Annotated in this window: 11 protein-coding genes; 3 read left to right on the forward strand and 8 right to left on the reverse strand. The window is 26.4% G+C overall.

Going from position 1 to position 11,731, the window contains the following annotated elements; translation table 11 throughout:
- The first annotated feature begins 55 nt into the window (after positions 1-55).
- Together ACQPVP_RS12570 and ACQPVP_RS12575 are read left to right on the forward strand one after the other, a co-directional pair.
- Positions 56-1,405 (forward strand): DUF4317 domain-containing protein, encoded by a 1,350-nt coding sequence (locus ACQPVP_RS12570; RefSeq protein WP_430850440.1) that lies wholly within the window; start codon positions 56-58, stop codon positions 1,403-1,405.
- A 118-nt stretch (positions 1,406-1,523) separates the two neighbouring features.
- A complete protein-coding gene (locus tag ACQPVP_RS12575; protein ID WP_430850442.1) occupies positions 1,524-1,874 on the forward strand; it encodes a thiol reductase thioredoxin in 351 nt (116 codons plus the stop codon).
- Between the two features lie 173 nt (positions 1,875-2,047).
- Here the strand turns inward: ACQPVP_RS12575 and recQ are convergent, their stop codons facing one another.
- The 6 genes from recQ to ACQPVP_RS12605 all read right to left on the reverse strand — a co-directional run bounded on the left by recQ (position 2,048) and on the right by ACQPVP_RS12605 (position 8,319).
- Complete coding sequence (gene recQ / locus ACQPVP_RS12580; protein ID WP_430850444.1) at positions 2,048-4,495, reverse strand: DNA helicase RecQ; 2,448 nt, start codon at positions 4,493-4,495, stop codon at positions 2,048-2,050.
- A 232-nt stretch (positions 4,496-4,727) separates the two neighbouring features.
- Entirely contained in the window at positions 4,728-5,264 is a 537-nt protein-coding gene (locus ACQPVP_RS12585; protein ID WP_430850446.1) for a hypothetical protein, read from the reverse strand.
- A gap of 309 nt (positions 5,265-5,573) precedes the next feature.
- Positions 5,574-5,726 (reverse strand): zinc-ribbon domain-containing protein, encoded by a 153-nt coding sequence (locus tag ACQPVP_RS12590; protein WP_430841979.1) that lies wholly within the window; start codon positions 5,724-5,726, stop codon positions 5,574-5,576.
- A 305-nt stretch (positions 5,727-6,031) separates the two neighbouring features.
- A complete protein-coding gene (locus tag ACQPVP_RS12595) occupies positions 6,032-6,769 on the reverse strand; it encodes a hypothetical protein (RefSeq protein ID WP_430850448.1) in 738 nt (245 codons plus the stop codon).
- A gap of 330 nt (positions 6,770-7,099) precedes the next feature.
- Positions 7,100-7,252, reverse strand: coding sequence for a zinc-ribbon domain-containing protein (locus ACQPVP_RS12600; RefSeq protein ID WP_430850450.1), 153 nt, complete (start codon positions 7,250-7,252; stop codon positions 7,100-7,102).
- A 158-nt stretch (positions 7,253-7,410) separates the two neighbouring features.
- Positions 7,411-8,319, reverse strand: coding sequence for a LysR family transcriptional regulator (locus ACQPVP_RS12605; RefSeq protein WP_430850452.1), 909 nt, complete (start codon positions 8,317-8,319; stop codon positions 7,411-7,413).
- 280 nt (positions 8,320-8,599) lie between these two features.
- Between ACQPVP_RS12605 and ACQPVP_RS12610 the strand changes: the two genes are divergently transcribed.
- Positions 8,600-9,820 (forward strand): MFS transporter, encoded by a 1,221-nt coding sequence (locus ACQPVP_RS12610; protein WP_430850454.1) that lies wholly within the window; start codon positions 8,600-8,602, stop codon positions 9,818-9,820.
- Positions 9,821-9,992: 172 nt separating this feature from the next.
- Here ACQPVP_RS12610 and ACQPVP_RS12615 read toward each other — a convergent pair whose 3' ends face one another.
- Entirely contained in the window at positions 9,993-10,856 is an 864-nt protein-coding gene (locus ACQPVP_RS12615) for a hypothetical protein (RefSeq protein WP_430850456.1), read from the reverse strand.
- Between the two features lie 12 nt (positions 10,857-10,868).
- Positions 10,869-11,387 carry an RNA polymerase sigma factor gene (locus ACQPVP_RS12620; RefSeq protein WP_430850458.1) on the reverse strand — a complete coding sequence of 173 codons (519 nt, stop codon included), beginning with the start codon at positions 11,385-11,387 and terminating at the stop codon, positions 10,869-10,871.
- Positions 11,388-11,731: the final 344 nt, after the last annotated feature.

The raw sequence follows: 11,731 nt of genomic DNA on the forward strand, positions 1-11,731 counted from the left end.
TAGAGGTATAATTATTATACATAAATAGAAAATAACTAGATCGAGAGGTTTATATATGAGAAAAAAAGATATACTTGAATTAAAGAAGAGATTTAAAAAAGATTATTGTACCTTTACTAAAATGTGTGGTTGCTATGTTAATGGCGAAAAGAATATTATCTTAAAATTTAGAGAAACATTTTTAAATTTAGATGAAGATGAATACTTTAAATACTTAGAAATCGCTAAAAAAGTGCTTTCTGGAACTATTGGAAATAATATTTTAGAACTAAACTTTCCAATTAATGATGACCTTATAAATGAAAAGCAAATTTCTCTTATGCAACTTAAAAATAGTCAACTAAAGGATGATACTCTCCTTGATGATTTTTATGATTCAATCATAGATAATTATGATTATACTGGTAACTTTTTAATTCTTATTTTTCATGATGCTTATGATGTTATTACCAAGAGTAAGGATAATGCAAAATTAGATGAATCTGAAGAAGTATATGAATATGTATTATGTGCAATTTGCCCTGTTTCGCTTTCAGAGCCTGGTCTTAGATACTTTGAAGAGGAAAATAGAATAAAAGCACGTATTAGAGATTGGGTAGTTGAGGCTCCAACTAATGGCTTTGTATTTCCTGCTTTCATTAATCGTAGTTCAGATGTTAACTCTATTATGTATTACACAAAAAATGCAAAGGATACACATCCTGAATTAATGGAAAACACTTTGGGTTGTTATTCAAAGCAAACTGCTACTATACAAAAGGAAAATTTCCAATCAATTATTAAGGATTCTTTTAGTGCTGATGAAAAGAAAGCAGATAAAATATTTATGGAAGTACAAGAAAATCTAAATAATATGCTTGAGGAATACAATGCTATATATGATGATGTAGATCCTGAACCTATAACTTTAACCAAAAACGATATACAAAATCTTTTAATAGAAAGTGGCATTCCTGAAGAAGTTACTACTAAGATTGAAAAATCATATGTAGATATCTTTGGAGATGATCTTCCTTTAGCTGAAAATTTAATAGACTCAAAGATACTTAAAGCAAATGAACAAATAAAGAGAGAAAAACACCTTCAAAAGCAAGTAGAAATACTTCAAACTAGGCTTGAACAAGTTAAACAAGAAATTGCTGTAGATAGTGATACTGATATATCTACAGACGTTACTGATGCTACTGTAACTCCAGAGGAAACTTCTGAAAATAATTTAGAAGAACCTCAAGATATAAATTCAGAAGAAAATAATGTTCCCCCTAACTATGACGTTATACTTCAAGTAAAGCCTGAAAAAATTCCACAAATTAAGTCTCAAATAATTGATGGACAAAAATGCATAGTTATTCCAATTAATGAAAATGAACAAACTAAAGTTAATGGTCAAGATGATTTAATTTAATTTAAGTTATATATATTAACAAGTAAAAAAAATTCTATTTCATATACTTTTATTTTAATAAATTTGATGTAATAATTTGGTTTTGGTATAATATTCTAAAAGGGTAGGAGGAAATAAAATGTTTGAGATTGATAAATATGAAGAGGATGTAAAATTATTTGAAAAAATATCTTCTACACAAGCAGAAAAATTATTATCTAATGAAGATTCAGTTGCTATTTATATTGGTAGGGCAACATGTCCATTTTGTCGTAAGTTCGCCACAAAATTAAGTGGATTGACTAATAAAGTTAACACAACTATTTATTATGTTAACAGTGAAAATTCTTCAGATAATGGACTTATATCATTTAGAAATAAATATAGTATTGTAACTGTACCAGGCTTTATAGTTAGTAAAAATAAAGAAATAGAAGTACGTTGCGACTCTTCAACTCCAGAAGATGAAATATTAAATCTACTAAAATAAAAATAGTGTTAAAATATCATAAAAGAGTTCCGTCGCAAGCTCCAAGTCACTCTTTTATAATATTTTTAACACCTAGTAACTGATTGTTGGAATTAAGCGAGCTTAATTCCTTTTTTTATTAGTTGCTCCATCGCAAGTTCTAAGTTGCCCTAATATAATATATTTACTTTTGTTTATGGCCTTTCTTTGCTCCAAATGACATTCTTTAGTATTACAGCTCTGATAGCTTCATACTTAATATAGTCTGGTAAACTTTTTTTAATAACTTGAATTTTATCTATTCCATTTTTATTAATAGCTTCTAAAATCATCTCTTCGTTTTCTTTATCGTAATACTTATCAATATCTATATTTATACTATACTCACCAGTTGATTTTATATAATCTGTAACATACCCAAGAATTGTAGAAATTGATATTTCCATATCCTCTGATATATCTTCTATACTTTCTCCCATATTAAGTCTATCTAAAGCTATCTCTGAAGCACTTCTAGTTTCTCCATCTATAATAAGTTTTTTTCTCTTCTTCTCTCTCCAAACATGATTAATTCCATTTTCAACAATATATTTATTTACTTCCTCAACCATTTGCTGACCATAGGTTTCAATCTTTTTGGGTCCAATGCCTCCAATATCCTTAAGTTTTTCTAAATCATTAGGATAACGTCCACTTATTTCTTTTAAGGTATTTTTACTTAGTATCATTGATGCAGGTAAATTTAACTTCTTAGCAAATCCTTCTCTTACTTTAACAAGTCTTTCTAAAAGTTCTTTATCAGTAGTAACCTCAAAATAATCATCTTCTATTTCTTCAGATTGATTATTATCAATTGCTATTTCCTTTTTAATATTATTTTCAATTATATAATCATTAATAACCTCTATAAACTTTTCACCATATCTATCATATTTAACTTCTCCAACACCAGAAATTTCAATGATTTCTAATTTGTTTGTAGGATACTTTATACTCATTTCTCTTAAAGTCCCATCTCCAAATATCATGTATGGAGCCTTCTTTTCTGATTGGGCTATCTCTTGTCTCAATAAGCGTAATTTATCAAATAAATCATTAATTTCAATCCTATTGCTTTCAATATTAACTTCTTTAAGTAGAACTTTCACTTCATTCTTTATAACCTTGAAAGATATATTATTTAAAGCTACTGTTCCATATTCCTCATTAACATCTAGGTATCCATGAGCAATTAAGATATTTATAAACTCTTTTAATCCATTACTTGAATATTCCTTCATTATCCCATAGGTACTTAATTCATCAAATCCCAAATTTAAAAGCTTCTTATTTTTAGAAGCCCTAAGAACATCTACTATCATTCCAACACCAAAGCTTCTCTTCATTTTGTAAATACAAGATATAACTTTTTGAGCGTCTATAGTCTTATCTTTTACTTCGCCTTTATTTAAACAATTACTGCAATTACCACATTCTCTTTCATATGAATCACCAAAATACTCTAAAATATATTTTCTATAACAATTATTTATATAAACCAAACCAGTCATTTGCTGAAGTTTTTTATATTGATTGTTTTTCCTTATTGGATCTTCCGTACTTACTTCAATTAAATACTTTTGAGTAATGATATCTGCTGGTGAAAAAAGCATGATACACTCACTTGCTTCTCCATCTCTTCCAGCCCTTCCTATCTCTTGATAATATCCTTCAATATTTTTAGGCATGTTATAATGAAGGACATATCTTATATTAGGTTTATCAATACCCATTCCAAAAGCATTAGTTGCAACTATAACACTGGTTTCATCATTTATAAATTCCTCTTGGCACTTAATTCTCTCATCATTTGAAAGTCCAGCATGATATCTTCCTACATTAATATTATTTTTCTTTAATAAATCATAAATACTTTCAACTTCTCTTCTTGTAGCAGCGTATATTATTCCTGAATCCTTAGTATTATTTTTAACATAGTTTGCCAAAAACTTCTTCTTATCTGTCCCTTTAACAATATTTATTCTTAAATTTTCTCTATCAAAGCCAGTAACAAATATTTTAGGATCCCTAAGTTTTAATAAATTTACAATATCATTTCTTACTTCTTCTGATGCTGTTGCTGTGAAGGCTGTTATAAGTGGTCTTTCTATAAGTTTATCTATAAATATTGAAATTCCCTTATAACTTACTCTAAAATCATGTCCCCATTGAGATACACAGTGGGCCTCATCAATAGCTATTTGTGCTATTTTTACTTGGGTTATTACTGTAATAAACTCATTAGAATTAAGCCTTTCAGGTGCAACGTAAATAATTTTATATTTATTATTTTCAATTCCATTCATAACCTCATTAAATTCATATGTAGATAAAGAACTATTTAAAAATGCAGAGTTAATCCCCATTAAATTTAATGTATCTACCTGGTCTTTCATAAGAGATATAAGAGGTGAAATTACTATTGTTAATCCCTCTAAAATTAAAGCAGGAATTTGATAACAAAGAGACTTTCCCCCTCCAGTTGGCATAATTGCAAGAACATCTTTTCCTCTTAATATTTCATCTATTATTTTCTCTTGCCCTCTTCTAAAACTCTTATATCCAAAATACTTTTCTAAAATTTCCAACTTATCAACTACCAATGATATTCTCCTTATTTATCCTTTTTTATTATATTAATTATAGCACTGTATCTCTAAATATATTCAATAGTATTTTAATTTAATTACCACAATATAATTATTACCTTATTTTCCACAAATATCATCATACAACTTATTATAACTATAATAAAACTAGATACCAACAAGGATATCTAGTTTCAAATACTTATATTAAGTTCAAATAAATTTAAAATAATTTTTCTAAGTTAACTTATACTACAACAAAATAAGTATCAATATATGCTACCATTTGATCTCCCAAATTAAGATAATAATATGGTGATAAAAGATAGCTTGAATAAAATAATTTTTGTGCATCTACCTTTTTTTCTTGTAATGCAATTATTAAGTTTTGTTGTTGCCTAATACTTATAATATAACTTTCAGCTATAAATAAAATTTGCTCTGAGAAAAATACATCTGAAAAGGAATCTTTATGAGTTGCTATATTATTATCTAAATTTTTCTTAATTTCATTAAACTCCTCAATAAAATAATTTAAACTCTTATATGTATTATTTAATTCTTCAGGTGTTGAACTTTCTTTTATACTAATTGTAGTTAAATTCCCCCTTATTCTTTTTATATCTTGAAAGCTATTAACAACAACTTCTTTACTCTTTAAGTCTTCCACCTTGGGTCCATAGGGTGAATCTACACTTGCTTTTACTTCTACATATGATATATTGCCTATTATCATCATTATAAACATAAATAAAATTATTGACCTTTTAACTTTTCTTCTCATTATTACATCTCCTTTGCAATTATACTTACAACTATTTTAATGAATTTCATATACATATATTTAGTAATTTTTAAATCTTTTATTCTCATTACTTTCAGCACAAATACTAATAAATCTTATAGTACATAAAAAAGTACTTCTATATAATTTTACTTATTCCGTTGCAAGCTACAACTCATCGCAAAATTAATAAAAGCACTTTAAATATAATATAAGAAAATTATAAAAGGTTATTTATAGTGTATCTCCTTATAATCTTCTAAAACAAAAAAGGTTGTAGTATAAACTACAACCTATAACAATCTAAAATTATCTTCTATTTTGTTCTTTTTTAGCTCTTCTACAAGATATACATCTTGTTGGCTCATTGTCAAATCCTTTTTCCTTGTAGAACTCTTGTTCTCCTACTGAAAATATGAATTCACTTCCGCAATCTCTGCATACTATTGTCTTATCTGTCATAAATATTCCTCCTAAAATTAAAGATTCTAAATTGATATAATAATCTCTAACTTTTGAGAAACTATTTACCTAAATGAAACTTTTTTGTTAGCATTTTTGCTACTCATTTATAATAACATACTATTTATCTTATTGCAAGCATTTCCTTGGAAATAATTTATATTTAAACTTATATTTTCTTGTTTATTATAAAAATCACATATATACACCTATATGGTATCCTTAAAAATCATTATTTGAAATTTCTCTAGGCCATGAAAGTAAAGTTTTTCTTGATATTTTTAGTTGCTTCTCACTTGGAAAATTTAAATTACAAAAATAATTATGATAATTAGCAATCCAAACATACTTGTCCCATACATTTGTATTTTTTTATGTATATATAACATTTCTTCAATCTTCATTTTATGTCTAAGCAATAAGTCTATTTGCAATTTTTCAAATTCATACTCATTTTCACATTCTGTATAATATTTAAATATAGTAGTTAAATAATTTAAAAACCATTGTCCATCATTATCAATTAATATTTTATTACGTTGAGGATATGCTTCATAATATTTAATATATTTCTGCAACCTTTTTACAGCTTTATCATCCAGTATAATTCTTGGATAGCAAGCTAGCTTACTTTCAGTTTTGTGAGCATCTAAAAGAGCTGGTCCAAAAACTATATCTTCATTTATATAAAAATCACCTACACTTATTCCTCCTCTAACAAATAGTCCCTCTATAGATAAGTTAAATTGATATTCTGATACGTTTTCTAATATTTCATCTAACTCTTCTTGACCATCGCCTTTTATCGGATATCCAACAATCATATTATCAGTATATATTTTTATTTTTCCCTGACTATACTTATTAGGAATTATACACTGCTTATTTTTATTTATTAGATAGCTAATTTCTTTTAATAGCTTATTTCCATAATCATTATTACATGAATTTACTATCATTTCTGAAAAACCTAATATATCTATCGCACAGACTATAGAATTAACAAGCCTTGGATTATCCTGATTATACTTTTGCATATTCATAATATCACATCCTTACTTTGACTACTAAATATTTTAACACCTAAAATATGAAATTTCTAGAAGTTAACAATCAAAAAGGCACTAATCTAGCAAAGAATAGTGCTTTAACCCCTTAAATTTATATCTACTTTTATTTTTCAATTACATAAAAAGTACTTCTATGTAATTTTACTTATTCCGTCGCAAGCTCCAACTCATCGCAAAATTAATAAAAGCACTTTAAATCTAACATAAGGAAATTATAAAAGTCTATTTATAGGATACCTGCTTATAATCTTCTAAAAAACAAAAAAGGTTGTAGTATAAACTACAACCTATAACAATCTAAAATTATCTTCTATTTTGTTCTTTTCTAGCTCTTCTACAAGATATACATCTTGTTGGCTCATTGTCAAATCCTTTTTCCTTGTAGAATTCTTGTTCTCCTACTGAAAATATGAATTCACTTCCACAATCTCTGCATACTATTGTCTTATCTGTCATAAATATTCCTCCTAAAATTAAAGATTCTAAATTGATATAATAATCTCTAACTTTTGAGAAACTATTTACCTAAATGAAACTTTTTGTTAGCATTTTGCTACTTATTTATAATATCATATTATTCAATTTATTGCAACACTTTTTTCCATTAATAATAATTAATATTTTTTATTTTCTAAAAATTTATCTTTACTTTGATCTATAATAAAATTTTTAAATAAATTTACTGAAGGTGTTAAATATCTATTTTTTAAGGTTGCAAGATATATAAATCTTTCATGGGCTGGATTTGTTATTGGAAGAACTTTTATATTATAATTCTTTAAAGATGATATTCTTGGAACAACTGAAATTCCATAATTTATTTCAACTAATCCTGCAACTGCATTATCCTCTTCAACTTCACATACTATATTAGGTTTTAAGTCTACTTTACTAAACAACTTATTTATTATTGGTCTTATTCCACTTTTCTCACTAAAACCTATAAATGGGTACTTATCTAAATCCTTTAGGTCAATATTATCATTTTTAGCTAATGGATGTTCATTGGCTACAATTACAACTAACTCCTCATTTTCTATTGGTATAAAATCCACTTCTTCTTCATTTTCAACATGTGAACATAAAACCATATCATATTTTTCATTTTTTAACTCTTCTATAAGATCCTTTGTTGTCCCTTGACCAAATACAAATTTTATATTTTGATTTTCTTCAATTGTTACAAATTTTTTAATTAGCATTGGTACAAAAGTTGGACCAAGTGTATATATGTATCCTAACTCAATAGTTCCTGTTGCCACATCAGTTAATTCTTTTAATTTTTTTTCGCCTTTTTCCAATTCACTTAATGCTCTATCCACATATTCAAAATATATCTTCCCATACTTAGTTAATTTTATATTTCTTCCTTGCTTCTCAAATAAATATGTACCTAAATCCTTTTCCAACGAAGACATAGCATGACTTAAGCTAGGTTGAGTTATTGATAATTTATCAGCTGCTTGAGTATAATGTTCAAGTTTTGCTAATACTCTAAAATAATTTAAGTGATTTAAATTCATAATGTTCCTTCCTTTCAATAAATCTTATCAAAACATCTTTTTCAAAGTAAAAATTTTACATATATTGTGTCAATTTAAGTAATAAAATAATATTTATTTTTAGTATCTATATTAAACTTCATGTTATTATTTAGTATACCATATCTATAGATATTTTCTATAAATAAATCTAATAATATATATTAGATTTATTTATAATAATGTATTAAAATTTATTTTGTAATCACTGAGAAATCATTATACATAAATACGTTAAATTTTTATCAAAGGAGTATTAAAAATGCAAAATACACTTACTAAAAATAAGTACATGCCTACTGCATTATCAATGTATATTAACTACTTTTTGCATGGTATGGGATGTATAATATTAGCACAAAACATTGACTTTTTAATTGAACAACTAAATACTAACAAAGCTGGTGTAGCCTATGTTATCTCAGCTCTTGGATTAGGTAGACTGATTGTTTTATTTGTATCAGGAGTCTTATCCGATAAATATGGTAGAAAGCCATTTATTCTTCTAGGAATGATAACCTATGTAATATTTATGGGTGGCATATTAATAAGTACTAATGTAACAATGGCATTCTTCTTTGCACTACTTGCTGGTATGGCTAACTCATTTATGGATGCGGGTACTTATCCTGCATTAACTGAATGTTTCCCTGATGCATCTGGAAGTGCTAATGTTGCTATTAAAGCCTTTATATCTGCTGGTCAATTCCTATTACCATGGATAATAAGTTTCTTAATTAGCAATAATCTTTACTATGGATGGTCATTTATACTATGTATAGTTATATTTGTAATAAATGGATTATTCATGTTAAAACTTCCTTTTCCAGCATTCAAAACTGATGAAAGTAAAAAAGATGCTACTTCAGGAGAAAAAGCTGAAAATAAAGTTAAAGCTAATTTCTGGATTGAAGGTATATGTTTAATATTAATAGGATTCACTGCTACTGCAACATTCCAAATAATCGCAAACTGGTTACCATCATTTGCGAGAGAAGTTGCTGGTGTTGAACAAACAATATCACTTAAACTTATAAGTATTTACAGTACTGGATCAATAGTATCTGTATTTGTTACTTCAATATTAGTTGCTAAATGGATTAAACAAGTTAGATTTACATTTGTTTACCCACTAATATCATTAATAATGTTAATAGTTCTTTGGATGTTCCCAAGTACTTTAACTTGCGTAGTTGCTGCATTTGTAATAGGATTCTCAGCTGCAGGTGGAGTTTTACAACTAGCTTTAACATCAATGTCAGAGTTATTCCCAACAAGTAAGGGTAAAATTACTGGTATAGTATTTACAGCTTCAAGTATCTCTTCTACAGTTGTTCCAGGTATCACAGGTATATTAGCAGATATTAACTTAAACCACGTAATACTATTTGATATAGGGGTAACTGCTTTAGGAGTTATATTAGCTCTTATAGTTAACATAAGATACAATATAGTTAAGAAAAATGAATTAAAAGCTTCTTAAGATTATAATATAAAATGCTATGCAAAATAATTGCATAGCATTTTATATTATAATCAAGTTAATATTTCTTCACTTACTAAAAGTATTAAAATCACAGAATATGACATTTTATATATTAGTTATATACAACGTATAAAAAAATATTTAACTTATTTGCATTATCAGTTAATTCCTAATTATAAAAATGCTTAATATCATTTAAAGTATTAAGATTTTGCTTAATTAATTCATTATTTTTAGAATCTATCAGATATTCAAATACATCTTCTGTATTAGGATTAACATATAATTTTTTTAAAGGAAAATAATCATATGTTATAGGAGTTTTAATACCATCTTTTGTTTGTGAATAGCTACTATCTTTGTCAGCCTCTTCTATATACACCAATACATATTCGCCAGTTCTATATTGAGGAATACCATACTTAGTCATTTCAACAAGTATTTTGCTTTTGTCTAATATATTATAATATCCTCGTTTATCAGCTAAGTTATCATAAGCTCCACTTATAAACTCATCATAAGTTAATTCCCCCCCCGAATCTCCAACAATGACACTTTCACCTTTAGATATACTTCCCTTAAAATCTTTTATTACTTCTATTTTAACATCGCTATAAATGAAAAGACCAAAATTAACATAACTATTAACTTCAGTTACCTTACCATATATTACGTTATCAGCTTCTATATTATATTCAATAAATCTTTTATCATTAGCTTGACTTGCCTCTGATTTTCCACCTACCAACACTTTATCAGCTAAATAATCATCTAAATTTAAATCTGGTAAAGTTTTAATATCTTCTACTATGCCTAAATAATTTACTCCTTCGCTGCCATTACTATGGTTATAGATAAATCTAGTCCCTATTGTTCCTGTAATAATAACTACAGCTATTATAGCAGCTATTGCAATTAACTTTTTATTATATTTATTTTTTTTATTTTCAAGATTAACCTCTATTTTACTCCATAATTCTGGCATATTATTTTTAGCTTCAGCTACTAATTTATTTTTAATTCTATCATCCATAATCGACACCTCCTAAAAATTAATTATGTTTTTCAATTTTTTAATACCATCTCTATACCTCCAAGTTACTGTACCCAATGGTTTATTCATTATTTTACTTATAGATTTAAACGTTAGATCAGATAAAAGATGTAATATTATTACTTCCTTCTCTTCTGATTGGAGCATGTTGAGTGCTTCATATATTTCTATCTTTTCACCCAAATTTTCTACTCCGCTATTTTCCCAAACTATGTCTATTTCCCTTGTAATACTTTCTTTTTTATTCTTTCTTAAATAATCTATTGCTGTATTTTTCGTTATTGTCATTATCCAAGCCTTTGTCTTAAATCTCTTATTATACTTACCACTATTACTCCATACTTTAATAAAAACTTCTTGGCATATATCCTCAGCTATATGTTTATCCTGAACTATAGATAATGAATATGTGTACACTAAATATCCGTAATTATCATATATTATTTTTAAAGCATTTTTATTTCCGTTTGTTATCTCATTAAGACATTGAATAAATTCTAATTCACTCATAGAACCTCCTTTTTTTTTTTAGTACTTCACTTAATATACGAATTTAAGCTTGAAAATTTATGGTAATTATATCAAAATTTAATTTTTTATATTAAAAAAGGTGTGCAAATTTGCAACACCATCTTTTTATTCTAAATATGAAATTACTTATTTATTATTATGAATCTATTCTTATTATACTATACAAATAGAAAAATATATAATTTTATTACTTCTACTTATTCTCTCAAAACAAAAAAATCCAATAGATAATCTATTGGATTTTTATCAGTTTGTTGAAAAACCCCCTGTTTAAAAACAGAGGGTTTTTCTATTATTAGTTGTGGATAAAATTTAAGATTAAA

It is taken from the genome of Clostridium nigeriense, assembly GCF_050585265.1.
Lineage (GTDB): Bacteria > Bacillota > Clostridia > Clostridiales > Clostridiaceae > Clostridium > Clostridium nigeriense_B.